Origin of the sequence: Pseudomonas pudica (assembly GCF_015680405.1) — a bacterium.
Lineage (GTDB): Bacteria > Pseudomonadota > Gammaproteobacteria > Pseudomonadales > Pseudomonadaceae > Aquipseudomonas > Aquipseudomonas pudica.
The window spans coordinates 151255-177831 of the sequence record NZ_JADLJS010000008.1; the positions used below are offsets into that span (position 1 = coordinate 151255).

Annotated in this window: 26 protein-coding genes and 5 tRNA genes; 13 read left to right on the plus strand and 18 right to left on the minus strand. The window is 63.8% G+C overall.

The genetic code is table 11. From position 1 onward, the window contains the following. Positions 1 to 40 precede the first annotated feature (40 nt). Positions 41 to 214 carry a DUF3094 family protein gene (locus IRZ77_RS09020; protein ID WP_013970765.1) on the plus strand — a complete coding sequence of 58 codons (174 nt, stop codon included), beginning with the start codon at positions 41 to 43 and terminating at the stop codon, positions 212 to 214. Positions 215 to 298: 84 nt separating this feature from the next. Then, complete coding sequence (locus tag IRZ77_RS09025; protein ID WP_196173320.1) at positions 299 to 1594, plus strand: NAD(P)/FAD-dependent oxidoreductase; 1296 nt, start codon at positions 299 to 301, stop codon at positions 1592 to 1594. A 177-nt stretch (positions 1595 to 1771) separates the two neighbouring features. Here the strand turns inward: IRZ77_RS09025 and IRZ77_RS09030 are convergent. From IRZ77_RS09030 to rluD, 8 genes are all read right to left on the minus strand, one after another. Further along, positions 1772 to 1847 (minus strand) — tRNA-Lys (locus IRZ77_RS09030). 5 nt (positions 1848 to 1852) lie between these two features. Next, positions 1853 to 1929: transfer RNA gene (locus tag IRZ77_RS09035), tRNA-Pro, on the minus strand. A 47-nt stretch (positions 1930 to 1976) separates the two neighbouring features. After that, positions 1977 to 2052: transfer RNA gene (locus tag IRZ77_RS09040), tRNA-Lys, on the minus strand. A gap of 6 nt (positions 2053 to 2058) precedes the next feature. Next, positions 2059 to 2135, minus strand: a tRNA-Pro gene (locus IRZ77_RS09045). 4 nt (positions 2136 to 2139) lie between these two features. Then, positions 2140 to 2215 (minus strand) — tRNA-Asn (locus tag IRZ77_RS09050). Between the two features lie 397 nt (positions 2216 to 2612). Continuing rightward, positions 2613 to 5177 carry an ATP-dependent chaperone ClpB gene (clpB, locus tag IRZ77_RS09055; RefSeq protein WP_196173322.1) on the minus strand — a complete coding sequence of 855 codons (2565 nt, stop codon included), beginning with the start codon at positions 5175 to 5177 and terminating at the stop codon, positions 2613 to 2615. A 250-nt stretch (positions 5178 to 5427) separates the two neighbouring features. Then, complete coding sequence (gene pgeF, locus IRZ77_RS09060; protein WP_108480472.1) at positions 5428 to 6168, minus strand: peptidoglycan editing factor PgeF; 741 nt, start codon at positions 6166 to 6168, stop codon at positions 5428 to 5430. After that, positions 6165 to 7127: a 23S rRNA pseudouridine(1911/1915/1917) synthase RluD gene (gene rluD, locus IRZ77_RS09065; RefSeq protein ID WP_046617027.1), complete on the minus strand. Its 963-nt coding sequence runs from the start codon at positions 7125 to 7127 to the stop codon at positions 6165 to 6167. Before rluD ends, pgeF begins: the two co-directional genes overlap by 4 nt. A gap of 147 nt (positions 7128 to 7274) precedes the next feature. On the opposite strand from rluD, the gene IRZ77_RS09070 reads away from it, so the two are divergent. The 10 genes from IRZ77_RS09070 to IRZ77_RS09115 all read left to right on the plus strand — a co-directional run bounded on the left by IRZ77_RS09070 (position 7275) and on the right by IRZ77_RS09115 (position 17142). Beyond that, complete coding sequence (locus IRZ77_RS09070) at positions 7275 to 8294, plus strand: outer membrane protein assembly factor BamD (protein ID WP_108480471.1); 1020 nt, start codon at positions 7275 to 7277, stop codon at positions 8292 to 8294. 94 nt (positions 8295 to 8388) lie between these two features. After that, complete coding sequence (locus IRZ77_RS09075; protein ID WP_046617024.1) at positions 8389 to 8619, plus strand: PP0621 family protein; 231 nt, start codon at positions 8389 to 8391, stop codon at positions 8617 to 8619. Positions 8620 to 8861: 242 nt separating this feature from the next. After that, positions 8862 to 9626, plus strand: a complete 765-nt coding sequence (locus tag IRZ77_RS09080) for a FadR/GntR family transcriptional regulator (protein ID WP_108480469.1) — start codon at positions 8862 to 8864, stop codon at positions 9624 to 9626. Positions 9627 to 9716: 90 nt separating this feature from the next. Beyond that, positions 9717 to 10919, plus strand: a complete 1203-nt coding sequence (locus tag IRZ77_RS09085; RefSeq protein WP_046617022.1) for an ABC transporter substrate-binding protein — start codon at positions 9717 to 9719, stop codon at positions 10917 to 10919. Positions 10920 to 10984: 65 nt separating this feature from the next. Next, positions 10985 to 11845, plus strand: a complete 861-nt coding sequence (locus tag IRZ77_RS09090) for a branched-chain amino acid ABC transporter permease (RefSeq protein ID WP_196173324.1) — start codon at positions 10985 to 10987, stop codon at positions 11843 to 11845. A gap of 1 nt (position 11846) precedes the next feature. Next, a complete protein-coding gene (locus IRZ77_RS09095; protein WP_085601755.1) occupies positions 11847 to 12866 on the plus strand; it encodes a branched-chain amino acid ABC transporter permease in 1020 nt (339 codons plus the stop codon). Further along, complete coding sequence (locus tag IRZ77_RS09100; protein ID WP_153670643.1) at positions 12866 to 13618, plus strand: ABC transporter ATP-binding protein; 753 nt, start codon at positions 12866 to 12868, stop codon at positions 13616 to 13618. The genes IRZ77_RS09095 and IRZ77_RS09100 overlap by 1 nt, the downstream gene beginning before the upstream one ends. Beyond that, on the plus strand, positions 13618 to 14313 hold the full coding sequence (locus IRZ77_RS09105) for an ABC transporter ATP-binding protein (protein WP_153670642.1): 696 nt from the start codon (positions 13618 to 13620) through the stop codon (positions 14311 to 14313). Before IRZ77_RS09100 ends, IRZ77_RS09105 begins: the two co-directional genes overlap by 1 nt. A gap of 140 nt (positions 14314 to 14453) precedes the next feature. After that, positions 14454 to 15731, plus strand: coding sequence for a Zn-dependent hydrolase (locus IRZ77_RS09110; protein ID WP_230386371.1), 1278 nt, complete (start codon positions 14454 to 14456; stop codon positions 15729 to 15731). Between the two features lies 1 nt (position 15732). Further along, positions 15733 to 17142 (plus strand): amidase, encoded by a 1410-nt coding sequence (locus IRZ77_RS09115; protein ID WP_196173326.1) that lies wholly within the window; start codon positions 15733 to 15735, stop codon positions 17140 to 17142. Between the two features lie 114 nt (positions 17143 to 17256). On the opposite strand, the gene thiO is transcribed toward IRZ77_RS09115, so the two are convergent. Genes thiO through IRZ77_RS09140 form a run of 5 tightly spaced genes read right to left on the minus strand, consistent with a single transcriptional unit; the run spans position 17257 to position 20084 of the window. Next, entirely contained in the window at positions 17257 to 18354 is a 1098-nt protein-coding gene (thiO, locus tag IRZ77_RS09120) for a glycine oxidase ThiO (RefSeq protein WP_196173328.1), read from the minus strand. A gap of 54 nt (positions 18355 to 18408) precedes the next feature. Beyond that, positions 18409 to 18798 carry a type IV pilin protein gene (locus IRZ77_RS09125; protein WP_196173330.1) on the minus strand — a complete coding sequence of 130 codons (390 nt, stop codon included), beginning with the start codon at positions 18796 to 18798 and terminating at the stop codon, positions 18409 to 18411. 1 nt (position 18799) lies between these two features. Continuing rightward, complete coding sequence (locus IRZ77_RS09130) at positions 18800 to 19264, minus strand: hypothetical protein (RefSeq protein WP_046617014.1); 465 nt, start codon at positions 19262 to 19264, stop codon at positions 18800 to 18802. Beyond that, positions 19261 to 19905: a PilW family protein gene (locus tag IRZ77_RS09135; RefSeq protein WP_196173332.1), complete on the minus strand. Its 645-nt coding sequence runs from the start codon at positions 19903 to 19905 to the stop codon at positions 19261 to 19263. The genes IRZ77_RS09130 and IRZ77_RS09135 overlap by 4 nt, the downstream gene beginning before the upstream one ends. After that, positions 19902 to 20084 (minus strand): prepilin-type N-terminal cleavage/methylation domain-containing protein, encoded by a 183-nt coding sequence (locus IRZ77_RS09140; RefSeq protein WP_046617012.1) that lies wholly within the window; start codon positions 20082 to 20084, stop codon positions 19902 to 19904. Before IRZ77_RS09140 ends, IRZ77_RS09135 begins: the two co-directional genes overlap by 4 nt. Positions 20085 to 20193: 109 nt before the next feature. Here IRZ77_RS09140 and IRZ77_RS09145 point away from each other — a divergent pair, with 109 nt between their 5' ends. Further along, entirely contained in the window at positions 20194 to 20709 is a 516-nt protein-coding gene (locus IRZ77_RS09145; protein ID WP_196173334.1) for a GspH/FimT family pseudopilin, read from the plus strand. Positions 20710 to 20842: 133 nt separating this feature from the next. Here the strand turns inward: IRZ77_RS09145 and ispH are convergent, their stop codons facing one another. The 5 genes from ispH to ribF are packed head-to-tail and all read right to left on the minus strand — an operon-like array spanning position 20843 to position 26521. Then, positions 20843 to 21790, minus strand: coding sequence for a 4-hydroxy-3-methylbut-2-enyl diphosphate reductase (ispH, locus tag IRZ77_RS09150; protein WP_013970753.1), 948 nt, complete (start codon positions 21788 to 21790; stop codon positions 20843 to 20845). A gap of 14 nt (positions 21791 to 21804) precedes the next feature. After that, positions 21805 to 22242, minus strand: coding sequence for an FKBP-type peptidyl-prolyl cis-trans isomerase (gene fkpB, locus IRZ77_RS09155; RefSeq protein ID WP_003258215.1), 438 nt, complete (start codon positions 22240 to 22242; stop codon positions 21805 to 21807). Then, entirely contained in the window at positions 22235 to 22750 is a 516-nt protein-coding gene (gene lspA, locus IRZ77_RS09160) for a signal peptidase II (RefSeq protein WP_025337596.1), read from the minus strand. The genes fkpB and lspA overlap by 8 nt, the downstream gene beginning before the upstream one ends. Next, positions 22743 to 25574, minus strand: coding sequence for an isoleucine--tRNA ligase (gene ileS, locus IRZ77_RS09165; protein ID WP_196173337.1), 2832 nt, complete (start codon positions 25572 to 25574; stop codon positions 22743 to 22745). The genes lspA and ileS overlap by 8 nt, the downstream gene beginning before the upstream one ends. Further along, complete coding sequence (ribF, locus tag IRZ77_RS09170) at positions 25571 to 26521, minus strand: bifunctional riboflavin kinase/FAD synthetase (RefSeq protein WP_046617008.1); 951 nt, start codon at positions 26519 to 26521, stop codon at positions 25571 to 25573. Before ribF ends, ileS begins: the two co-directional genes overlap by 4 nt. Positions 26522 to 26577: the final 56 nt, after the last annotated feature.

Below are 26577 nucleotides of genomic sequence, written 5' to 3' on the forward strand. Positions count from 1 at the left end.
GTTTACGCAGTCACAAACGTCTACCTGACGAGGCCCCACCATGACCAGCCGCCTGAATCCGGAAGATCAGCGTCGTGTCGATGAGTATCTGCGAGCCCCCCAGCACCAAGTCGAGCGCAGGCCCTTCCGGCCGTGGCTGCTCCTTGTGCTGGTGGTGGCCGTGACCATCGGGTTGGGTCTCATCAGCCGCCTGCTCAGTGGACTGGTGCTATGAGCTGCTTTGCGCTCGCCCTCCCCTCGTGCAGTTTGCGGCCGGCCCCCGGGGCCACGAATTCCGTAAACCTTATGAGATATCCCCATGACTCATCGCATCGTGATTGTCGGCGGCGGCGCCGGCGGCCTGGAACTGGCGACCCGCCTGGGTAAAAGCCTGGGCAAGCGCAAGCAGGCCGAAATCACCCTGGTCGACGCCAACCTCACGCACATCTGGAAACCGCTGCTGCACGAAGTGGCCGCCGGCTCGCTGAACTCCTCGGAAGACGAACTGAACTACGTGGCCCAGGCCAAGTGGAACCACTTCAACTTCCAGCTGGGGCGCATGAGTGGCCTGGACCGTGAAGGCAAACAGATTCAACTGGCCGCCACCCTTGATGAGGAGGGCCGCGAGCTGCTGCCTGCGCGCACCCTGGGCTATGACACCCTGGTCATTGCCGTGGGTTCCAACACCAACGACTTCGGCACCCTGGGCGCTGCGCAGCACTGCCTGTTCCTCGACACCCGCAAGCAGGCCGAGCGTTTCCACCAGCAGTTGCTCAACCACTACCTGCGTGCCCATGCCGGTGATGTGGCCAGCGAGAAAATCAGCGTGGCCATCGTCGGCGCCGGTGCCACCGGTGTGGAGCTGGCAGCCGAGCTGCACCACGCGGCGCACGAACTGGCGGCCTATGGCCTGGACCGCATCCAGCCCAAAGACATGCACATCACCCTTATCGAGGCGGGCCCGCGCGTGTTGCCGGCGCTGCCAGAGCGCATCAGCGTGCCGGTGCACAAGACCCTGGAAAAGCTCGGGGTGAAGGTGATGACCAACGCCGCCGTCAGTGAAGTGACCGAGGATGGCCTGAAAACCAAGGACGGTGAAGTGATCCAGGCCAGCCTGAAGGTGTGGGCGGCCGGTATCCGTGCGCCGGGTTTCCTCAAGGACATCGATGGCCTGGAAACCAACCGCATCAACCAGCTGGTGGTGCGCCCTACCCTGCAGACCACCCGTGACGACAACATCTTTGCCTTCGGTGACTGCGCCGCCTGCCCGCAACCAGGTAGCGACCGCAACGTACCGCCACGCGCCCAGGCGGCGCACCAGCAGGCTTCGATGCTGGCGCAGAGTTTGAAGGCGCGGCTGGAGAACAAGCCGCTACCGACCTATGAGTACAAGGACTACGGTTCGCTTGTGTCGCTGTCACGCTTCTCGGCGGTGGGCAACCTGATGGGTAACCTGATGGGCAGCGTGAAGCTTGAAGGGTGGCTGGCGCGGATGTTCTATGTGTCGCTGTACCGGATGCACCAGATGGCGTTGTACGGGTTCTTCCGTACGGCGTTGATGATGCTGGGTAGCAAGATTGGCCGGGGTACCGAGCCGCGCCTGAAACTGCACTGACAGACACCAGCATGCCCTGTGGGAGCGGGTTTACCCGCGAATGCGATGGTGAACCTGCTGCCGCATTCGCGGGTGAACCCGCTCCCACACAGGACTGTGTGGGCCCAAGAGCGCATTCTTGTGGGATAAATTCAACGCAAAAAAAAGGGCATCTCATGCGAGATGCCCTTTTTTTCATGGTGGGTCGTGTAGGATTCGAACCTACGACCAATTGGTTAAAAGCCAACTGCTCTACCAACTGAGCTAACGACCCGGAAATGGTCGGGGTGAGGGGATTCGAACTCCTGACATCCTGCTCCCAAAGCAGGCGCGCTACCGGACTGCGCTACACCCCGTGATACTTAAAGAAAAAGGGCATCTCGCTTGAGATGCCCTTTTTACATGGTGGGTCGTGTAGGATTCGAACCTACGACCAATTGGTTAAAAGCCAACTGCTCTACCAACTGAGCTAACGACCCGGAAAATGGTCGGGGTGAGGGGATTCGAACTCCTGACATCCTGCTCCCAAAGCAGGCGCGCTACCGGACTGCGCTACACCCCGAGATTGGCTCCGCGACCTGGACTCGAACCAGGGACCCAATGATTAACAGTCATTTGCTCTACCGACTGAGCTATCGCGGAACTGAACTTCGGCACAACTTTACAGCTTCGAAGCTTGTGTTAGCTTCGGTCTCTTTGGCTATCCGCTTTCGCGTTGCAGCTGCTGAGGCCGGCTATTCTACATTCTTCGTTTTGCTTGTCAACCACTTTTTTTCATTCAACTTACTGATTTGTAAGTGTTTTGCGGTCACCGGTGTTGCTGGTGATTCGCTTAGTGCCTGACAACGCGGCGTATATTAGGGGCACTCGTTTTTAGATGCAAGCAAAAATTTCAAAAATTTCAGCAAGTTATCCAGGAAGGTTGGAAAGACCCGGATTTGCTGGGGCTGTGCCGGCCTCTTCGCGGGTAAACCCGCTCCCACAGGTGCTGCACAGGCAAAAAAAAGCCCCGCAGATGCGGGGCTCATGGTGAAACAGATCAAGCGAAGACGATTTCGTCGCCTTCCACCTTGGCGGTAATCGCCGTCCCCGGCATGAACTTGCCTGCCAGGATCAACTGCGCCAGCGGGTTTTCGATCCAGCGCTGGATCGCGCGCTTCAGCGGCCGAGCGCCGTACACCGGGTCGTAACCCACGGCAATCAGCTTGTCCAACGCCTCCGGGCTCAGGCTCAGCGACAGTTCGCGCTCCAGCAGGCGGCTGCGCAGGCGGCCCAGCTGGATTTCGGTAATGCCGGCAATCTGCTCGCGGCCCAGCGGCTCGAACACCACCACTTCGTCGATACGGTTTATGAACTCCGGACGGAAGTGCGAACCCACCGCATCCATCACCGCCGCACGCTGTGCCTCGCGGTCACCCACCAGTTCCTGGATCTGCGCCGAGCCCAGGTTGGAGGTCATCACGATCACGGTGTTGCGGAAGTCCACGGTGCGCCCGTGGCTGTCGGTCAGGCGGCCGTCTTCCAGCACCTGCAGCAGCACGTTGAACACATCCGGGTGGGCCTTCTCCACCTCGTCCAGCAGCACCACCGAGTATGGCTTGCGCCGTACCGCCTCGGTCAGGTAACCGCCCTCTTCATACCCGACATAGCCTGGCGGGGCGCCGATCAGGCGAGCCACGGAATGCTTCTCCATGAACTCGGACATGTCGATGCGCACCATCGCCTCTTCGGTGTCGAACAGGAACTCGGCCAGCGCCTTGCACAGCTCGGTCTTGCCCACGCCGGTCGGGCCAAGGAACATGAACGAGCCACTCGGCCGGTTCGGGTCGGACAGCCCGGCGCGCGAACGGCGCACGGCGTTGGCCACGGCGGTTACCGCCTCGCCCTGGCCGATCACGCGCTGGTGCAGCAGCTCTTCCATCTTCAGCAGCTTTTCACGCTCGCCTTCGAGCATCTTGGCCACCGGAATACCGGTCCACTTCGATACCACTTCGGCAATTTCTTCCTCGGTGACCTTGTTGCGCAGCAACTGGTTCTCGGTCTTGCCGTGCTGGTCGACCATCTGCAGGCTGCGCTCCAGGTCCGGGATCACCCCGTACTGCAGCTCGGCCATGCGGCTCAGGTCGCCTTTGCGACGGGCGGTTTCCAGCTCCTGGCGGGCCTGTTCGATCTTTTGCTGGATCTGCGCCGAGCCCTGCACCTCGGCCTTCTCGGAGGCCCAGATTTCTTCCAGGTCGGCGTACTCACGCTCCAGCCGCTCGATTTCCTCGGTCAGCTTCTCCAGGCGTTTTTTCGCCGCTTCGTCTTCTTCCTTCTTCAGTGCCTGCGATTCCACCTTCAGCTGGATCAGGCGACGGTCCAGGCGGTCGAGCACTTCCGGCTTGGAGTCGATCTCCATGCGGATGCGGCTGGCCGCTTCGTCGATCAGGTCGATGGCCTTGTCGGGCAGCTGGCGGTCGGTGATGTAGCGGTGGCTGAGCTTGGCCGCAGCGATGATGGCGCCGTCGGTGATGGCCACCTTGTGGTGTACTTCATAGCGCTCTTTCAGGCCACGCAGGATGGCGATGGTGTCTTCCTCGCTCGGCTCCTCGACCAGTACCTTCTGGAAGCGGCGCTCCAGGGCTGCATCCTTCTCGATGAACTGGCGGTACTCGTTCAGCGTGGTGGCACCAACGCAGTGCAGCTCGCCACGGGCCAGGGCCGGCTTGAGCATGTTGCCAGCGTCCATGGCGCCCTCGCCTTTGCCGGCGCCGACCATGGTGTGCAGTTCGTCGATGAACAGGATGATCTGGCCTTCCTGCTTGGACAGCTCGTTCAGCAGGCCTTTGAGGCGTTCTTCGAACTCACCACGGTACTTGGCACCGGCAATCAGCGCGCCCATGTCCAGCGCCAGCAGGCGCTTGCCCTTCAGGCCGTCGGGCACTTCACCATTGATGATGCGCTGGGCCAGGCCTTCGGCGATGGCGGTTTTACCTACGCCAGGCTCACCGATCAGCACCGGGTTGTTCTTGGTACGGCGTTGCAGCACCTGCACGGTACGGCGGATTTCGTCGTCACGGCCGATCACCGGGTCCAGCTTGCCTTCTTCGGCACGCTTGGTCAGGTCGACGGTGTACTTGTCCAGCGCCTGGCGCGATTCCTCGGCGTTGGCGTCGTTGACGGCCGCGCCGCCGCGCAGGTTGTTGATGGCATTTTCCAGGGCCTTCTTGGTCACGCCCTGGCCCAGCAACAGCTTGCCGAGCTTGCTGTTCTCGTCCATGGCGGCCAGCAGCACCAGCTCGCTGGAAATGAACTGGTCGCCTTTTTGCTGGGCCAGGCGGTCGGCCTGGTTGAGCAGGCGCGCCAGGTCCTGCGACATGTTCACGTCGCCGGTGGGGTTCTGGATTTTCGGCAGCTGGTCGAGTTCTTTCACCAGCGCCTGGCGCAGGCTGTTGATGTCGAAGCCCACCTGCATCAGCAGTGGCTTGATCGAACCGCCCTGCTGTTCGAGCAGTGCCTGCAACAGGTGCACGGGCTCGATGGCAGGGTGGTCCATGCCAACGGCCAGGGATTGGGCATCGGATAATGCAAGCTGCAGCTTGCTGGTCAAACGGTCTATTCGCATGGGGTACCTTCCTTTAAAGGGCAGGTCGGAGCGATGGACAGCGCCTGTTTATGAAGAAACCTGCCTGAGATGACCTTATAGATAAGGCTGATTCTGGAAGATTCAAGCGTAGCGGGGTTGACCGGGGTCAACCTGTTGGATTAGCGGTGAGGCATTCGCGGGTGAACCCGCTCCCACAGAGACTGCACCGCTCTCCAGCCCTGTGATAAACCTGTGGGAGCGGGTTTACCCGCGAAGAGGCCGCTACAGGCTAGCGAGGTTCCAGCCACACCAGGGAAGCGAAGCGCCCACCCTGCGGGGTACGGCGATAGGAGAAGAACCGCTCGTCGCTGACCGTGCACCAGCCACCGCCATGAACGGCAGTCACCCCACGCGCCGCCAAACGGATACGCGCCAGCTCATAGATGTCGGCCATCAGCTTGCCCGGCCGGGCACCAACGACAAAGGCCCTGGCCGCTTCCGGGTGCACCGCCGTGAAGGCGTCACGCACCTCCAGCCCCACTTCGAACGCCTGCGGGCCGATCGCTGGCCCCAACCACACCAGCACCTCTTCGGGCGGCAGTGCCAGGCGATCCAGGGTGGCTTCCAGCACACCACCGGCCAGCCCGCGCCAGCCAGCATGCGCCGCGGCCACGCGGGTACCGGCCCGGTCGCAGAACAGCGCAGGCAGGCAATCGGCAGTCATCACGGCGCAGGCAATACCAGGCTGGTCGGTCCAGCTGGCGTCGGCCTCGGCCACCACGGCCGGGTCAGCATCCGCCACTACCAGCCCGTGCACCTGCTTGAGCCAGGCCGGCTGGATGGCGAATTCGTCGCTCAGGCGCCGACGATTCTCAGCCACCGCGGCAGGGTCGTCCCCTACATGGTCGCCAAGGTTGAAGGTTTCATAGGGCGGCAGGCTGATGCCGCCCTGACGGGTGGTGACGCAGGCGCGCACCGAGGCCGGGGCCGGCCAGTCGGGGAACAGCAGCGACTGCGTCAGGCCACTCATCCGACAAAGCTCTCGCGGTCCTGGTTCAGCAGCGACAGCAACCAGACGAAGTCATCCGGCAGCGGCGATTCCCACTTCATGACTTCACCGGTAATCGGGTGGGCCAATGCCAGGAAGCGCGCATGCAGTGCCTGGCGCGGGAAGGTTTTCACCGCCTCGACCATGGTCGGGCTGGCTGCCGGCGGAATGCGGAAGCGCCCGCCGTAGGTCTGGTCGCCGACCAGCGGGAAGCCAACGTGAGCCATGTGCACGCGAATCTGGTGGGTACGGCCGGTTTCCAGCTTGACCCGCACATGGGTGTGCGAGCGGAAGCGCTTGAGCACACGGTAGTGGCTGACTGCCGGCTTTCCGCCGTCGGTGACCGCCATGCGCTGGCGCATGCCGCCGTGGCGCCCGATCGGGGCGTCGATCTTGCCGCCGGCGGTGACCACGCCAATCACGATGCACTCGTAGATGCGGCTGACCTTGCGCGCCTGCATCTGCTCGACCAGCCGGGTCTGCGCCTGCAAGGTCTTGGCCACCACCATCAGGCCGGTGGTGTCCTTGTCCAGGCGGTGGACGATACCGGCGCGTGGTACGTTGACGATGTCAGGCACGTGGTGCAGCAGTGCATTGAGCAAAGTCCCGCTGGCATGCCCGGCGGCCGGGTGCACAACCAGCCCGGCAGGCTTGTTGATCACCATGATATGGTCGTCTTCGTAGACGATATCCAGCTCGATATCTTCGGCGACCCACTCCCCCTGGGCCTCTTGCTCGGCCTCCAGGACAAGTTGCGAGCCACCATGGACGAGGTCTCGAGGGCGCACCACGGCGCCATCGACCGTCAGGCGGCCTTCTTTGATCCACGAAGTCAGCCGGGAACGCGAGTACTCGGCGAACAATTGGGCGGCGACCTGGTCGAGGCGTTGACCGCCCAGTTCGGACGGCACCTCTGCGCTAAGTTGAATGATCTCGGACATGCTCGATTCGGCGGGCGCACAGCCTTTGGTTTCGGCTGCGAGCTTGTGGTTAAATACGACTTCTTTTGTCCCGGGGTTGGCCGGGGCGCTCATCATAACAGGACGGCACCGCCCAAGACAGCGGCCGTCAAAGGGACGCAAGCCGCCATGCAAGTGAAACACCTGCTGCTGATCGCCATCCTCGGGCTCACCGCGGCCTGTTCCTCCAATAAAGAAGTGATTGACGAGAACCTCAGCGAGGCCGAGCTGTACCAGCAGGCACAAGCTGACCTGGACAATTCCAGCTACACCAGTGCCGTGAACAAGCTCAAGGCCCTGGAGTCGCGCTACCCGTTCGGCCGCTATGCCGACCAGGCGCAGCTCGAGCTGATCTACGCCAACTACAAAAACGCCGAGCCCGAGGCTGCCAAGTCGGCTGCCGAGCGCTTCATCCGCCTGCACCCGCAGCACCCGAACGTCGACTACGCCTACTACCTCAAGGGCCTGACCTCGTTCGACCAGGACCGTGGCCTGGTGGCGCGCTTCCTGCCGCTGGACATGACCAAGCGTGACCCGGGCGCTGCCCGCGACTCGTACAACGAGTTCGCCCAGCTGACCAGCCGCTTCCCCAACAGCCGCTACGCACCCGACGCCAAGCAGCGCATGATCTACCTGCGCAACCTGCTGGCCTCGTACGAAATCCATGTGGCCGACTACTACCTGAGCCGCCAGGCCTATGTAGCCGCCGCCAACCGTGGCCGCTACGTGGTGGAGAACTTCCAGGAAACCCCATCGGTCGGCGACGGCTTGGCAGTGATGGTCGAGGCGTACCAGAAGATGCACCTGGACGAACTGGCCGCCACCAGCCTGGAAACCCTCAAGCTCAACTACCCGGACCACCCAAGCCTGGCCGATGGCGAATTCCAGCCCAAGCAGACCGAGTCTGACGGCCGCGGCTGGCTGTCCAAGGCCACCCTGGGCCTGATCGAAACCGACACCCCGCTGCCGCCGGGCGAAACCCGCGCCAATCAGGACGTGGTCAAGCAGTTCCAGGACGCACGCGACGAGATGCCGCGTGAGCTGCTGCCGACGGACGAGAACGGTGACCCGATCGTGCCGGAAGGGCCGAAGGAAGCCGAGAAGGACCGCTCCTGGTTCAGCTACATGACCTTTGGTCTGTTCGACTGATACGCAGCGGTACATGAAAGGGAGGCCTTGGGCCTCCCTTTTTTATTGGCCGCGTCCTAGACTGTCGGCTTCTTCAACCGACAAGCTGGACACCATGGTTCGCCTACTTTTCTGGATCGCCCTGATCGCCGCCGCGTTCTGGCTGTGGCGCAAGTTCAAAGCCAGCCAACAGTCGCACCCCGAGGCCAAGCTGGACGCGCCGCTGAAGATGGTGCGCTGCGCCCATTGCGGCGTGCACCTGCCCAATGACCGGGCGCTGCAGCAGGGCAACGAGTGGTATTGCAGCCAGGCGCACCTGCAGCAAGGCCCAGGCCGCCAGAACTGAACCTGAATCACCTGAACCCCTTCGCGGGCACGCCCGCTCCCACAGGAACCCTGCAGGCCTTGAGCCTTTTGCAGTACCTGTGGGAGCGGGCGTGCCCGCGAAGAGGCCAGTGAATCCAACACCACTTATCCCTCCCCGACCCTTTCGCACCATTTGCGACCCCACCCCCGCCGCCAGCATTGACCCACTCCGGCAAAACTCGCTAAATCCTATTTATCCGCATAAATATGACAAATAGCGAAATGCTCAAACCCAAACGCAAACGCCAGAAGCTGTCCGATGTGATCGTCGAATCGGTAAAACGCTCGATCGTCACCGAAGCGCTGCACCCCGGCGACCGCCTGCCCACCGAGCGTGAGCTGATGGAGCATTTCGAGTGCTCCAAGGGTACCGCCCGCGAAGCGCTCAAGGCCTTGGAGGTGGAAGGCCTGGTCAGCACCCGCACCGGCCCGAGCGGCGGCGCCTACCTGAATGAAGTGGGGACCGAACCTGCCAGCCGCGCGCTGCGCAACTACCTGCATTTCCAGCACCTGGACGGCGAACAGGTGTACCAGCTGCGCAAGGTCATCGAGGTGGAGCTGGCGGTATCGGTCATGGGCAAGCTGAGCGAAGCCGACTACGCCGCGCTGCAGGCCAACATCGATTTCTGCAGCGCCCCGGAAGACAGCGAGGAAGGCCAGCGCGAACAGCGCCTGGCGGAGCTGGAATTCCACACCCTGCTGGCCGACCGCTGCCCCAACCCGTTGCTGCGTTTCATGGCGGTGTTCCTCAACGACCTGCTGCGCGACCTGGTGGTGCTGAAAAAGGCCTACCTGCCCAAACGCCAGCAGTTCGCCGCTGCCAACATCGCCTACCACAAGCAATTGCTCATCGCCCTGCGCGCCAGCGACGAGCCCGCCGTACGCCGGCTGATGCACGAACACATGTGCGACGCCGAACACCACATGACCGCGCTGGAAGGCGAGGTTGCCCGCAACTTCCTGCTGGAGTTCGAACACAACCACTGATCCGCCTGGAAAGAGGCCTGCACACAGGCCCGGCCGTACCCGCTTTGTCATTGCCACTCCTGCCTAATAACCACAACCAAGGAGTTACTCATGCAAAGACGTACCCTGCTCAAGGCAGGCCTTGCCCTGGGTGCCTTAGGGAGCCTCCCCCTGGGGGCGCACCGGGCATTCGCCGACCAACCATTGACCTTCTATGGGCTCAAGTCCATGTCTGGGGCCTTCGCCAGCTACGGCAAGTACGCCGACATGGGTTCGCGCCTGGCCATCGCCGAGTACCCGCAACTGCTCGGCCACCCGCTCAAGTACAAGGTCATCGACACCGAAGGCAACGCCGGCAAGGCAGTGCGCAAGGTGCAGGAAGCCATCGGCCAGGATGGCGCCCGCTTCTTCCAGGGCTGCACGCTGTCGTCCTCGGCTCTGGCGGTGTCGAAGGAAATCCACAAGGCCGGCGGCGTGTTCATGACCCCGGTCGGCGCCGACGAAATCACCGGCAAGGACTGCAATGCCTCGACCTTCCGCTGGTCGGTGCCCACCTACGGCGCCATCCGCGAAACACTGGTGCCGATGATCCGACAGCTGCCACAGGCCAGGCGCTGGTACACCATCACCCCGCAATACGTGTTCGGCGATGCCCTGCTGGACAACGCCCGCAAGGTGTTCGCCGAGCTCGGCGTGGAACACATCGGCAACAGCTACCACTCGCTGCAGGAGCAGGAGTTTTCCGGCTACCTGACCAACGCCATCGCCGCCAGGCCTGACGTGCTGGTGCTGCTCAACTTCGGCAGCCAGGCGTCCAACGCCCTGCGCCAGGCAGTGAACTTCGGCATCAAGGAGCGCATGAAAGTGCTGATTGTGTGGTCCGCCGGCCTCGACCAGTTCCAGGAGCTGGGCAGCGACGTGCTCGAAGGCGTGTACCTGGGCGCGCAGTACTGGCACCAGGTCGATACCCCACTGAACAAGCAGCTGGTCGCAGCCACCCGCAAGGCCTATGGCATCAACCCCAACTACCCGCTGGCAGCCGACTACATCGGCACCAAGGTCATGCTCGAAGCCATCATCAAGGCCGGCAGCCTGGATGGCGCCGCCGTGTCCGCGGCGTTGCAGGGCATGCGCTTTCAGGGCCCCACCGGCGAAGAACTGATCCGCCCGGGCGACCACCAGGTGCTCAAGGATTACTACCTGCTGCGCGGCAAGCCCCAGGGGCAGATGCGCGACGAGGACGACCTGGCCGAAGTCATCAGCTCGGGCCGCTCGTTCGTCGAAGTCGACCACACCGGTTGCGCCCTGGCCTGAAGCCGCGGCGTCAGTCACAAACACTCGTACAGGCAGCCGCACCACGCGCTGTCGAGGGCACGCTCATGCTCGATTTGTACCTGTTCCAACTGCTCAACGGCCTGGGCCTGGGGATGATCTACTTCCTCATCGCCGTGGGCCTGACGATCATTTTCGGCTTGCTCAACTTCGTCAATTTCGCCCACGGCGCGTTCTTCTTGCTGGGCGCATACCTGTGCTACACCGCCGTGGCCATTACCGGCAACTTCTGGCTGGCCCTGCTGATCGCACCACTGGTGGTGGCGGCGCTGGCCTGGGCGGTCGAGCGTCTGTTGATCAAGCGCATCTACCACCTGCCGCACACCTTCCAGATCCTCGTCACCCTCGGTATCGCGCTGATCATCCAGGAAGCCTCGGTACTGATCTGGGGCCCGGTGGGCAAGAACATCGCCGTGCCGCCGGAATTGCGCGGGGTGCTGATCGTCGGTGACTTCATCTACCCCTACTACCGGCTGTTCCTGATCGGTTTCGCCGGGCTGATCGGCCTTGGCCTGTGGCTGCTGCTGGAGCGCACCCGCTTCGGCGCCCTGGTGCGGGCCGGCAGCGAAAGCACCGAAACCGTGTCGCTGCTGGGCACCAACATCTTCCGCCTGTTCTCCCTGACCTTCGCCCTGGGCGTGGGCCTGGCCGGCGTGGCGGGCGTGCTGTTCGCACCGCTGCGTGGCGCCCAGCCCTTCGTCGGCCCGGAAATCCTCGGCATCGCCTTCGTGGTGGTGGTGATCGGCGGCATGGGCTCGTTCGGCGGTGCCCTGATCGGCGGCCTGCTGGTGGGTGTGGTGCAAAGCATGATGACCAGCCTCTGGCCGCAAGGCGCCAGCCTGATGATCTACGGCGCCATGGCCGCAGTGATCCTGGTCCGTCCCTATGGCCTGTTCGGGAGAGCCTGAGATGAGCGAGAAAAACCCTTTGCCGGTCGCCAAGGGCCGCGCCCCGGCCCTGCTGTTGCTGGTGGTCGCCAGCCTGGTGGCACTGCCGCTGCTGCTGCCATCGGCCACCCTGGCCACCGAGATCCTGATCTTTGCCCTGGCGGCGCTGGCCTGCAACCTGCTGCTCGGCTACACCGGCCTGCTGTCGTTCGGCCAAGGCATCTTCTTTGGCGTGGGCGCCTATGGCGCGGCGCTGCTGATGATCCACCTGCAGTGGGGCATGTTCGCCGCGCTGCTTGGCGCAGCCGTGTTCGGTGCCTTCCTGGCGCTGCTGGTAGGCGCCCTGGCGATCCGCCGCACAGGTATCTACTTCGTCATGCTGACCCTGGCCTTCAGCCAGATGGCGTACTTCCTGGCCTACACCCTCAGCGGCTGGACCGGCGGTGACAACGGCCTGCTCGATGTGCCCCGGCCCAACATCGAAATCGCCGGCCATGTGCTGGTCGATCTGGCCGACCCACGGCACTTCTATGTGTTCGTCGCGGTGCTGTTCCTGCTGATCTTTGCTGGCGCCCTGCGGGTGATCCGCTCGCCATTCGGCAGCACCCTGCTGGCCATCCGCGAAAACGAGACCCGCGCTGCAGCAATCGGCTACGACACCCGCCACTTCAAGATCCTGGTGTTCATGCTGTCGGGCGCCATTACCGGTATCGCCGGGGCGCTGTACGCCATGCTGTTGCACTTTGCGCCGCTGTCGAACATCGACCTGATGATGAGCGAGAACATCCTGATCATGACCATCGTCGGCGGCACCGGCTCGCTGTTCGGCTCGCTGCTGGGGGCCGGCGCCATTGTGCTGCTGGGCGATGTGCTGTCGGAGCTGTGGCCGCGCTGGCTGATGCTGCTGGGGGTGATCCTGATCCTGGTGGTGGTGTTCATGCGTGGCGGCCTGTGGGGCGGCCTGGCCGAACTGGGCAAGCGCCTGCTGGCTAACCGCAATGCCGATGACAAACCCCAGGCCAAGACCAAGGAGACCCTGTGATGAGCGACTACCTCCTGGAAACCCGCCAGCTGGAACTGGCCTACGGCCCTTTCAAGGCAGTTGCGGGCGTCGACCTCAAGGTTCGCGCCGGCTCCATCCACACCATCATCGGCCCCAACGGCGCCGGCAAGACCAGCCTGTTCCACTGCCTGACCGGCGAGCGCCAGGCCACCGCGGGCAAGATACTGTTCAACGGCCAGGACATCATCCGCAAGCCTTCCCACGGGCGCGTGGCGCTGGGCATGGCCCGTTCGTTCCAGCTCACCAGCCTGTTCCAGAACCTGTCGGTACGCGAGAACCTGCGTCTGGCCGCCCAGGGCCGCGATGGCCTGGGTGCGCTGAACTTCTGGCGCAGCGTCGAGCACAAGCGCAGCCACTGGGACACCGCCGACCGGGTGCTGGAGCGCCTGAAGCTCACCGCCCGCGCCGAGACCCTGGCCGGCGAGCTGTCGCACGGCCAGCAACGGGTGCTGGAGGTGGGCATGTCGATCTGCGCCAAACCCACCCTGCTGATGCTCGACGAACCCACTTCGGGCATGGGCATCGACGACATCCCGGTGATGACCGACTTGATCAGCGACCTCGGCCGCGACCACACCGTGCTGCTGATCGAGCACAACATGAGCATCGTCATGTCGATCAGCCAGCGCATCACGGTGATGAGCCACGGCCAGATCCTGGTCGAGGGTACCCCTGAACAGGTGCGCAACGACGAGCGTGTCCGCACCGCCTACCTTGGAGAGGCCGCCTGATGCTCAACGTCGATTCGATCCATTCCTACTACGACAAGAGCCATGTGCTCGAAGGCGTCTCGCTCAAAGTGGAAGCTGGCGAACTGGTGACCCTGCTGGGGCGAAACGGCGCCGGCAAGACCACTACCCTGCGCAGCATCCTCGGCATCGTCCGCCCACGGCAGGGGCACATCAGCTTCGACGGCCAGCAGTTGGTCGGCCGCGAAATCTTCGATATCGCCCGGCTCGGCATTGCCCTGGTGCCGGAGCACCGCGGCATCTTTCGCCAGCTCAGCGTGGAGGAGAACCTGAGGATTGCCGTTCGCAAGGACAGCCGCTGGCAGCTGGAAGACGTGTACAGCATGTTCCCGCGGCTGAAGGAACGGCGACGCAACGGCGGTTTCGCCCTGTCCGGCGGCGAGCAGCAGATGCTGGCCATCGCCCGCGCCCTGCTCAACGGGCCCAAGCTGCTGATCCTCGACGAGCCCACCGAAGGCCTGGCCCCGGTGATCGTCGACGAACTGGTGAGGATTCTGCGGCGGATCAAGGACGAAGGCCTGTCGATCCTGCTGGTGGAGCAGAACCTGATGGTCTGCGATGCCCTCGCCGACCGCCACTACGTGCTGGAGCAGGGCCGCGTCGCCTACCAGGGCAGTGCGGCGCAGTTCCGCGAGGACCCGAGCATCAAGAACCGTTACCTGGCCCTGAGTGCCTGATACAGGCCTCATTTACCTGTACTGGCCTCTTCGCGGGTAAACCCGCTCCCACACCTGAAGGCAGTGATGTCCCTGTGGGAGCGGGCAAGCCCGCGAAGAGGCCAGTACAAGCAACCCAGTCATTTCAGGAGAGATGAACCATGAACACCCGCATCGTTCCCTCGCAGCACCTGCTCGGCCAGGGCCCGCTGGTCAACCGCGAACGCCTCTGGCAATCGCTGATGGTCCTGGCACAGCTCGGCGCCACCGCCAAGGGTGGCGTATGCCGCCTGGCCCTGACCGACCTCGACCGCCAGGCCCGCGACCTGTTCGTGCGCTGGTGCGAAGACGCCGGCTGCACGGTCAGCATCGACGCCATCGGCAACATCTTCGCCCGCCGCCCGGGGCGCAACCCGGCCCTGCCGCCAGTCATGACCGGCAGCCACATCGACACCCAACCCACCGGTGGCAAGTTCGACGGTTGCTACGGGGTGATGGCCGGCCTCGAGGTGCTGCGCACCCTGAACGACCTGGACCTGACCACCGAGGCCCCGCTGGAAGTGGTGGTATGGACCAACGAGGAAGGCTCGCGCTTCCCGCCGTGCATGATGGGCTCGGGGGTGTTCGCCGGTAAGTTCGGTCTGCAGGAGACCTTGGCCAAGGTCGACGACCAAGGCCTGTCGGTAGGCGCGGAGCTCCAGCGCATCGGTTACGCAGGCCCACGCGTGCCCACCGGGCATGCGGTCGGTGCCTACTTCGAGGCGCATATCGAACAAGGTCCGGTGCTGGAAGACCAGCGCACCACCATTGGCGTGGTCCAAGGCTGCCTGGGACAGAAATGGTTCGACCTGGTACTGACCGGCGTCGAGGCCCATGCCGGCCCCACCCCGATGCACCTGCGCAAGGATGCCCTCGTCGGCGCCGCCGAGGTGGTGGCTGCGGTCAACCGGGTGGCCCATGCCCACCAGCCGCATGCCTGCGGCACCGTCGGCTGTCTGAACCTGCACCCGGGCTCGCGCAATGTCATCCCCGGCCGGGTGCAGATGACCATCGACCTGCGTCACCTCTACCCCGAGCACCTCGCCACCATGGTCAGCGAAGTACGCGCGGCCATTGAAACCAGCACGGCAAGGCACGGGTTGAGTTACGAACTGACGCCAACCGCCGACTTCCCGCCGCTGTATTTCGCCGAGCAGTGCGTGGACGCCGTGCGCCAAGGCGCGCGGGAGCTGGGCCTGAGCCACATGGATATCGTCAGCGGCGCCGGCCACGACGCGATCTTCCTCGCCGAACTGGGCCCGGCCGGGATGATCTTCGTGCCCTGCGAGGGCGGCATCAGCCACAACGAAATCGAAAATGCCGCGCCACAGGACCTGGCCGATGGCTGCGACGTGCTGCTGCGCGCCATGTTCCAGGCCGCCACCCAGGGAGCCCATTGAGATGACCCAGAAAACCGCGATTGGCGAGTTCACCGCCGTCGAACTGCTCGAATTGTACCAGTGCCGCCAACTGTCACCGGTCGAGGTGATCGACGATGTGCTGGCGCGCATCGACCTGCACAACCCGGCAGTCAACGCCTATTGCCATGTCGACGGCGAAGGTGCCCGCGTCGCCGCCCGCGCCAGCGAACAGCGCTGGCGGCGTGGCGAGCCCTGCGGCCGGCTGGATGGCGTACCCGCCTCTATCAAGGACCTTACCCTGACCCGTGGCATGCCCACACGCAAGGGCTCGCGCACCACCTCGGGCGCCGGCCCGTGGGAAGTCGATGCGCCCTTCACGGCCTTCATGCGCGAAGCCGGCGCCGTGTTGGTGGGCAAGACCACCACGCCGGAGTTCGGTTGGAAGGGGGTGACCGACAACCCGCTGTACGGCATCACCCGCAACCCGTGGGATACCCGGCTGACCGCCGGCGGCTCGTCTGGTGGCGCCGCGGCGGCAGCCGTGCTGAACCTGGGCGTGCTGCACCAGGGCAGCGATGCCGGCGGCTCTATTCGAATCCCTTGCGCCTTTACCGGCACCTTCGGCATCAAGCCGACCTTCGGCTACGTACCGCAATGGCCGGCCAGTGCCATGACCGTGCTGTCGCACCTGGGGCCGATGACGCGCACCGTCGACGATTCGGTACTGGTGCTCGACTGTGTAGCCCGCCCCGATGCGCGTGACGGGTTGGCCGGCGCCCCCAGGCAGGCGCCGTGGCTGGGCCAGGAACAGGACCTGAGCGGCCTGCGCATCGCCTACAGTGCCAACTTCGGTTACGTGCAGGTCGACCCGCAGGTCCAGGCACTGGTGGCCCAGGCCGTGCAGCGCCTGGCACGGCTGGGCGCACAGGTTGAGGAAGTCGACCCAGGGTTCGGTGACCCGCTGGAGACGTTCAATACCCTGTGGTTTGCCGGGGCGGCGCGGTTGGCCGGTGCGTTCAGCGATGAACAGCGAGCGCTGCTTGACCCAGGACTGCGCTGGATTGCCGAACAGGGAGCGCGAATCAGCCTTGGCGAATACACCCAGGCCCTGGAGGCACGGGCAGATTTGATCGCGAAAATGAATGCCTTCCACCAGCGTCATGACGTACTGGTATCGCCGATGCTACCGCTGGTGGCATTCGAGGCCGGGCACAATGTGCCGCCTGGGTCGAGGATGACGCAGTGGATGGAATGGACGCCGTTCAGCTATCCCTTCAACCTGACTCAGCAGCCGGCGGCTTCGGTGCCGTGCGGGTTCACCCGCGAGGGGTTGCCGGTGGGGTTGCAGGTGGTGGCCGGGCGCTTTGCCGATGAGCAGGTGCTGCGGGTGTGCAAGGTCTATGAGCAGCATTACCCTAGCCGGCACTTGCAGGCACCGATTACCGGCTGAATAGTCTACTTGCCTCTCCGGCCCTTTCGCGGGTAAACCCGCTCCCACAGGGATCGCACAGTTTTCGAAACCTGTGATGTACCTGTGGGAGCGGGTTTACCCGCGAAGAGGCCCTCAGTTCAATCGCCCGGCTGGCGCATACGGCGCCGGGTCAATGATCGGCTCTGCCCCGGTCAACAGGTCGGTAAACAGCTGACACGAAGCCGGCGCCAGCACCAGCCCGTTGCGGTAATGCCCGCAGTTCAACCACAACCCCGCATGCCCCGGCACCGGCCCGATAAACGGAATACCTTCCGGCGACCCCGGCCGCAGCCCGGCCCAGTGCGCCACCACCGTGGCCCCCTCGAGCTCAGGCAACAACTCCACCGCCGAGGCCCTCAGGCTCTCCAACGCCTCCTCGGTCGGGGTCTTGTCATACCCGGCATACTCAAGCGTGCTACCTACCAGAATATGCCCATCCCGCCGAGGGATCGCATACCGCCCCTTGGCCAGCACCATGCTCGGCAGGAAGTCTTCGACACATTTGAACAAAATCATCTGGCCCTTCACCGGCTCCACTGGCAGCTCCAGGCCGAGCGTACGCAGCAGGTCGCCACTCCAGGCGCCGGCACTGAGCACCACCTCATCCGCCGCAAGCACGCCGTCTGCCGTCTGCACACCGGTCACGCGGCCGCCTTGCTCGGCGAAACCGGTAATCTGGCAGTGCTCTCGCAAGGTCACGTTGGGCAACGCCAGCAACGCAGCCTTGAGCGACTTCACCAGGCGCGGGTTGCGCACGTTGGCCACGTCGGCCATGTAGATGGCACGCTTGAAGCCCGGGCCCAGCACCGGCACCGCGTCATAGGCCGCCGAGATATCCACGGCACTCAGCGGCCGCTGCTCACGCTCGGCCCAGGCCAGCGCTTCGGCTTCGTCGTCCAGGTCGAGCCAGTACAAGCCGGTGGTGTGCACCTCGGGATCAACGCCTGTGCTGGCGAACAAACGCTCGCCCAGCTGTGGATAAAAGTCTTGCGACCAGTGTGCCAAGGCGGTCACGGCCGGGCTGTAGCGCCACGGGTACAGCGGCGAGACGATGCCACCGCCGGCCCAGGACGACTCGCGGCCGACTTCCCCCTGATCACACACCACCACCTGCCCGACCTTCGCCGCCAGGTTGAATGCCGTCAGCAGGCCAATCACCCCGCCACCGACCACCACTACTTGCTTGCTCATCTGTCGATCCAACACCTGAAGTAAATCCGCGATGCGCCGGGCATCATTCAATCTTCAGCTTCCCCAGCAGTGCACACTGTCTTCGACGGCACCCGGATTGCGCTGCACGCCGGATTGGTCGAGCTGGAAATCTCCACAGCGGTCCTGCGCCATCAGCCCGCTCGGCAGCCGCCGGGCGCGCAGCGTGAAGGTGTCGCTGTCGCGCTGGGCCTGCAGGCTGTAATAGCGGGTACCGCCAGGCAAGGCAGGGTCGCCCTCGGCGTATTGGCCAGTGCGTACGCGGTGGCGCTCCAGGCGCAGGGCGGCGTCATGCAGCAGGCCAACCACTTCGCTGCGCGCGGCTCGCCGTAGCTGGTCGCTGTAACTGGGGTAGGCAATGGCTGCCAGAATGCCGGTCACGGCCAGCACAATCAACAGCTCGATCAGGCTCAAGCCTTGCTGCATGTCAGTCTCCTCGCAATCTCTGGCGCCAGGCAATGCGCCGGGTCGTGTCCTCGCCCATGGCATAGACCGCTTCCAGCACATGCCGTGACTGGGTTTGCAGGCTTACGGCGGTGACGCGGTACAGGGTGACCTGCTGCCCTTCCGGCATATGCGCGGCGTATTCGCTGGTACCCAGATTCTGCAAATGGAAGTAGCCGGTTGGTGTGCGCTGCCACTGCCCCTTCAGGTCATGCGGTCGAGTTGGTGGTGGGCACGCTTCACAAGGGTCGGGGGGAGCCCGTTCGAGCTCCCCAGCCCCTGCCAGCAACGTGGCCTCGGCCTGCTCCAGCGCCAGCAGGCCTTCGCTCAGATAGCCGGTCATCCGCGTTTGCGCCAGCGCATCGCGCAGGGCGGATGCCGCAAGCAGCCCCAGCAGCAGGCTCAGGACCAAGGCCAACAACAGGACAATGCCACGCTGACGACTCATGAGGCCGGCACCGGGTTGCGGATTGCGACGCTCAGTTCATGGTGCTGTTCAAGTTCGAGCGTGGGTTCGTAAAGCGTCAGGGCAATATCCACCCCCTCACCCTGTGCCATTTGCACACGCTGCAAACGCATTGACCGCACATTTTCAACCAGCGGCTGGAAATTGCTGTCGTTGCGTTTGAATCTCAGCGTATTGCCCTTGAGTTGGTAGACATATCTGCTGATGGGGTAAACCTGTGGGTAGCCCTCCTTCAACTCATCGTCCACAGACACTTTGCTAGTACAGTCCGTGTGCAGGAACCACTGCGGCCCCCCGGCTTGCCCAGGTAACTCCGCAACGACCAGGCTGAGGGTGGATCCTTCGACTTCCATAGGCCGGGCGAATGCGTGCTTTGCGCTCGAACTGCCGAAGTGCTTTGGCTGCAGTCGCAAGCAGCCGAACATCCCGGTCATGCGGATATCCTGGGCCATTCGCAGCAATGCCAGGCGAGCCTCATCCTGCATGCGTACTGCCGTGCTTTGCAGCCGCCAGGTATGGTGGGCCGAGGTAAATAGCTGGCTGGCCGCCGCCAACAGCAGCAACCCGATGGTCAGCGCCAGCATCAGCTCAAGCAAGCCGAAACCACGTTGGGCGCGGCTCATGGTCGCGCCCTTTCATGCTCACTGTGCGCCGCCATTGCCGCCTGCCCATCGCGGCGCGCGTCCTCCGCAGCCTGCAATGCCTGCAGTTGCAGGCCTGCCGCTGCGAACATGCCCACGGCCACCACACCCACCGCCAACAACACTTCCAGAAGCGTCATGCCTCGTTGTCTTGCGTGCATCCCTGCACCTCCTGCGACTTTTCCTGCAATTGCATTGAACCCGGGCGACTGGACCGCCAGTCCAACGACCGTGAAGCTACAGCCAAGCACTTCCAGGGAGGAATGCACGGTGAAGCAACGAGGTGTAACACTGATTCAAATGTTGTCGGCCTTGGGCGTGGCCGTATTGCTGACACAGCTTGGCATGCCGGCCTACGCCAGATTGAGCGACGACCTACACAGGGCGGCAGCCGCACGAGACCTGGCGCAGGCGCTGCGCAGTGCGCGCAGCCATGCCATGTTGCAAAACCAGCCGGTGCTGGTGCAGGCATTGGACGGTAATTGGGGAAATGGTTGGCGGGTGATGCTGGAGCATAACCAGCAGGTGCTGCGTGAGCAGCGCCTTTCACGGCCACTGAAGATCACGAGCAACCGCGGCGAGCAACTGAAATTCAGTGCGCAGGGGGTTCCGCTTGGGGCAACCGGTAATTGGTTAGCTTCAACGATGGAGATTTGCGAGCGCTTGACCGCAACTAGCCAGTATCAAGTGGTGATGGCATCGACTGGCAGGGTCAACGTACAGATGGGAGAGCCAAAAAAATCCCGATGCAAAGACACCACTAGCAGATCAGAGCGGTCAACGTAGGAGCGGCCTTGTGTCGCGAACGGGCCGCAAAGCGGCCCCGGCAATATCAGCTCTAACGCTGAAATCCTGGGGCTGCTTTGCAGCCTGCTCGCGACACAAGGCCGCTCCTACAGTGGGATCGCGCAAACTGCGGTCAGATCAGCGACCGAACTCGCAGCTCCTTGGGCATGGAGAAGGTGATGTTCTCTTCCCGCCCATCCAGCTCTTCAGCACCGGTAGCGCCCCAGGCCTTGAGCTGCTCGATCACGCCACGCACCAGCACCTCAGGGGCCGACGCACCGGCAGTGATGCCGACCCGCGCCGTCTGGTCGAACCAGCCACGCTGCAGGTCCTCGGCACCGTCGATCAGGTAGGCCGGGGTGCCCATGCGCTCGGCCAGCTCGCGCAGGCGGTTGGAGTTGGAGCTGTTCGGGCTGCCGACCACCAGTACCACGTCGCACTCGTCCGCCAGTTGCTTGACTGCGTCCTGGCGGTTCTGGGTGGCGTAGCAGATGTCGTCCTTGCGCGGGCCGCCAATGTTCGGGAAGCGCGCACGCAGGGCGTCGATGACGCGGCTGGTGTCGTCCATCGACAGCGTGGTCTGAGTGACGAACGCCAGGTGGTCCGGGTCCTTCACCTGCAGGTTGGCAACATCCTCCTCGTCTTCGACGAGGTAGATGGCGCCACCGTTGCTGGCGTCGTACTGGCCCATGGTACCTTCGACTTCCGGGTGCCCTTCGTGGCCGATGAGGATGCACTCACGGCCGTCGCGGCTGTACTTGGCCACTTCGATGTGCACCTTGGTCACCAGCGGGCAGGTGGCATCGAACACTTTCAGGCCACGGCCAGCAGCTTCCTGGCGCACGGCCTGGGAAACCCCGTGGGCACTGAAGATGACGATGACATCGTCCGGTACCTGGTCCAGCTCTTCGACGAAGATGGCACCGCGGTTGCGCAGGTCTTCCACCACGAACTTGTTGTGCACCACTTCGTGACGTACATAGATCGGCGGGCCGAAGACTTCCAGCGCGCGGTTGACGATCTCGATCGCCCGGTCGACCCCCGCGCAGAAGCCGCGAGGGTTGGCGAGTTTGATTTGCATGCTCGGCTCCAGGCTTACAGGGCCTTCACCTCGAGGATCTCCACCTCGAAGGTCAGGGTCTTGCCAGCCAATGGGTGATTGAAGTCGATGGTCACCTGGTCGTCATCGAACGCTTTGACCACACCCGGCAGCTCGGTGTTGGCGGCGTCGTTGAAGATGATCAACAGCCCTTCGGACAACTCCATGCCCTCGAACTGGGACCGCGGCATGACTTGTACGTTCTGCGGGTTGGGCTGGCCGAAGGCGTTTTCCGGGGCCACCACCACGGTACGCTTGTCACCGCCCTTGAAGCCGAACAGGGCGTTCTCGAAACCTGGCAACAGGTTGCCATCGCCAACCTTGAAGGTGGCCGGGGCCTTGTCGAACGTGCTGTCGACGGTGTCGCCGTTTTCCAGGTGCAGCGCGAAGTGCAGGGTGACTTCGGTGTTCTGGCCGATACGGGTGTCAGTCATGGACCGGATCCTCGGACTTCTTGCTCTTGAACATATCCAGCGCCAGCATCACCGCACCAACGGTGATGGCGCTGTCGGCCAGGTTGAAGGCCGGGAAGTAATGGCGGTTCTGCCAGTGCACCAGGATGAAGTCGACCACATGGCCGAGCACGACGCGGTCGTACAGGTTGCCGATCGCGCCACCCAGCACCAGCGCCAGCGCCACGGCCAGCCAGGTCTCGTTGCGCCCCAGGCGCTTGAGCCACACCACCAGCACGGCACTGACCACCACGGCGATCAGGGCGAACAGCCAGCGCTGCCAGCCGGAGCTTTCCGCCAGGAAGCTGAACGCCGCGCCGGTGTTGTAGGCCAGGGTCCAGCTGAAGTAGTCAGGGATGACTACAACCTGCTGGTACATGGTCAGGGCATTGTTGAAATACAGCTTGGTGGCCTGGTCGAGGACCAGTACCACCAGGCTCAGCCAAAGCCATGCAAGGCGCCCGAAGCGCCCCGCTGCAGGGTTAGGCATAGTGACGCACCTCGCCCGAGCCGCTCAGGTTGTCGACGCAACGTCCGCAGATTTCCGGGTGCTCCGGGTGGCTGCCGACGTCTGCGCGGAAGTGCCAGCAACGGCCGCACTTGGCGTGGCCGGACTTGAGGACCTGCAGCTTGAGGCCTTCGACTTCGGTGGCCACTGCTTCGGCCGGCGCCTGCGCGAACGGCACCACGCTGGCGGCCGAGGTGATCAGCACGAAGCGCAGTTCATCGCCCAGCTTGCCCAGGTCGGCGCTCAGGCCTTCGTCGGCGTACAGGGTGACTTCGGCCTGCAGGTTGCCACCGATGACCTTGGCGGTACGCTGGTTTTCCAGCTCCTTGTTGACCGATGCCTTGACGGCCATCACGCGGTCCCAGTAGGCGCGGTCCAGTTCGGTGCCTTCCGGCAGCTCGCTCAGGCCTTGGTACCAGCCGTTGAGCATTACCGACTCGTTGCGCTCGCCTGGCAGGTACTGCCAGATTTCGTCGGCGGTGAACGCCAGGATCGGCGCGATCCAGCGCACCAGCGCCTCGCTGATGTGGTACAGCGCGGTCTGGCACGAACGGCGGGCGACGCTGTTGGCGCCGGTGGTGTACTGGCGGTCCTTGATGATGTCGAGGTAGAAGCCGCCCAGTTCCTGTACGCAGAAGTTGTGCACCTTGGAGTAGACGTTCCAGAAACGGTACTCGCTGTAGTGCTCTTCCAGCTCGCGTTGCAGCAGCAGGGTGCGGTCTACGGCCCAGCGGTCCAGCGCCAGCATGTCTTCCGGGGCCAGCAGGTCGCGGGCCGGGTCGAAGCCGGACAGGTTGGACAGCAGGAAGCGTGCGGTATTGCGGATACGGCGGTAGGCGTCGGCGCTGCGCTGCAGGATCTGCTCGGAAACGGCCATTTCACCGGAATAGTCGGTAGCGGCAACCCACAGGCGCAGAATATCTGCACCCAGGGTGTTGTTGACCTTCTCCGGCTCGATGGTGTTACCCAGCGACTTGGACATCTTGCGGCCGTTCTCGTCGACGGTGAAGCCGTGGGTCAGCAGCTCGCGGTACGGCGCGTGGCCGTCGATGGCGCAACCGGTCAGCAAGGACGAGTGGAACCAGCCGCGGTGCTGGTCGGAACCTTCCAGGTACAGGTCGGCACGCGGGCCGGTGGCGTGGCCGATGTCGTGCGAACCACGCAGCACGTGCCAGTGGGTGGTACCCGAGTCGAACCACACGTCCAGGGTGTCGGTGATCTTGTCGTACTGCTCGGCTTCAGCGCCCAGAAGTTCGGCGGCGTCCAGCTTGAACCAAGCCTCGATGCCTTCCTGTTCGACACGCTTGGCCACCGCCTCCATCAGCTCGACGGTGCGCGGGTGCAGCTCGCCGGTCTGCTTGTCCAGGAAGAACGGGATCGGTACACCCCAGTTGCGCTGACGCGAGATGCACCAGTCCGGGCGGTTGGCGATCATCGAATGCAGGCGCGCCTGACCCCAGGCCGGGACGAACTTGGTGTCCTCGATGGCTTTCAGTGCTCGCTCACGCAGCGGCTCGCCGGTGGTCGGCTGCTTGTCCATACCCACGAACCACTGCGCGGTGGCGCGGTAGATCAGTGGGGTCTTGTGGCGCCAGCAGTGCATGTAGCTGTGGCTGATGGTTTCGGTGTGCATAAGCGCACCGACTTCGCTCAGTTTCTCGACGATGGCCGGGTTGGCCTTCCAGATGAACTGGCCGCCGAAGAATGGCAGCGAGTCGATGTACACGCCGTTGCTCTGCACCGGGGTGAGGATGTCGTCGTTGACCATGCCGTAGCGCTTGCAGGTAACGAAGTCGTCTTCACCATAGGCTGGCGAGGAGTGCACCACGCCGGTACCGGCACCCAGTTCGACGTAGTCAGCCAGGTAGACTGGCGACAGGCGGTCGTAGAACGGGTGGCGGAAGTTGATCAGTTCCAGTGCCGAACCCTGGGCGGTAGCGATGACCGAGCCTTCCAGGCTGTAGCGCTTGAGGCACGACTCGACCAGTTCTTCGGCCAGAACCAGCAGGCGCTCGCCGGTGTCGACCAGGGCGTACTTGAACTCCGGATGGATGTTCAGAGCCTGGTTGGCCGGGATGGTCCACGGGGTGGTGGTCCAGATCACGATGGCGGCCGGCTTGGCCAGCGACGCAAGGCCGAAGGCAGCAGCCAGCTTGGCCTCGTCGGCTACCGGGAAGGCAACGTCGATGGTCTGCGATTTCTTGTCGGCGTACTCGACTTCCGCCTCGGCCAGGGCCGAGCCGCAATCGAAGCACCAGTTCACCGGTTTCAGGCCCTTGAACACGAAGCCTTGCTTGACCATCTCGGCCAGGGCGCGGATTTCGCCGGCCTCGTTGGCAAAGTTCATGGTCTTGTACGGGTTGTCCCAGTCACCCAGCACGCCCAGGCGGATGAACTCGGTCTTCTGCCCTTCGATCTGCTCGGCGGCGTACTCGCGGCACAGCTCGCGTGTACGGTCGGCGGACAGGTGCTTGCCGTGAGTGACCTCGACCTTGTGCTCGATCGGCAGGCCATGGCAGTCCCAGCCCGGTACATACGGCGCATCGAAGCCGGCCAGGGTCTTGGAACGGACGATCATGTCCTTGAGGATCTTGTTCAGCGCATGACCGATGTGAATCTTGCCGTTGGCATAGGGCGGGCCGTCGTGCAGGACGAACTTTGGACGATCCTTGCCAATTTCGCGCAGCTTCTGGTACAGGCCAATGCTGTCCCAGCGCTGCAGGATCTGCGGTTCGCGCTGAGGCAGGCCGGCCTTCATGGGGAAGGCGGTGTCCGGAAGGTTAAGCGTGGCTTTGTAGTCGGTCATTTCAGGCTCTTCGTTAGCGGTTGAGCGTGCCAATGTGCACGTGCGGCGGCGATATCCGCATCGATCGCCGACTTCAGCGCCTCCAGGGAGGCGAATCGCTGCTCTTCACGCAGCTTGTGGTGGAACTCCACCGTCAGGCGCCGGCCGTAAAGGTCGCCGGCATAGTCCAGCAGATGAATCTCAAGGTGCGGGCGCCCGTCACCGGCAACGGTGGGGCGCACGCCGATGTTGCCGACACCCGGCCAAGCCTTTCCGTCGATTTCGATGCTGGCCAGGTAGACCCCGGACAGCGGCACGCGGCGGCGCTTGAGTTGGATGTTGGCGGTAGGTGTACCGAGCTGGCGGGCCAGCTTCTGGCCATGCAGCACGCGGCCGGTGATGCGGTATGGGCGGCCCAACAGGTGCTCGGCCAGCTCGAAGTTGCCTTCGGACAGGGCATTGCGCACTTCGGTGCTGCTGACCCGCAGGCCGTCCTGGATCACAGTGTTGGCAGCCTCGACGGTGAAGCCGTACTGCTCGCCGGCCTCGACCAGAAAGGCGAAGTCGCCGGCGCGGTCGCAGCCGAAGCGGAAGTCATCGCCCACTTCGAGGTGACGCACACCCAGGCCGTCGACCAGGATGGCCTTGACGAAGGCATCTGCACTGAGCTTGCTCAGGCGCTGATTGAATGCCAGGCACAGCACCCGGTCGATACCCTCGGCCGCCAGCAGCTCGATCTTGTCGCGCAGGCGCGCCAGGCGGGCCGGCGCGGTATCGGGGGCGAAGTACTCTCGTGGTTGCGGTTCGAAGATCACCACGCAGGTCGGCAGGCCCAAGGCCTGGCCGCGCTCGCGCAGGCGCGCCAGGATCGCCTGGTGGCCGCGGTGAACCCCGTCGAAGTTGCCAATGGTGGCGACACAGCCCCGGTGCTCGGGGCGCAGGTTGTGAAGACCTCGAACCAGCTGCATAACGCGCTTCTTGCTCATAAAGTGGCCGATTATAACCACACCCGGGCGCCGGTGAC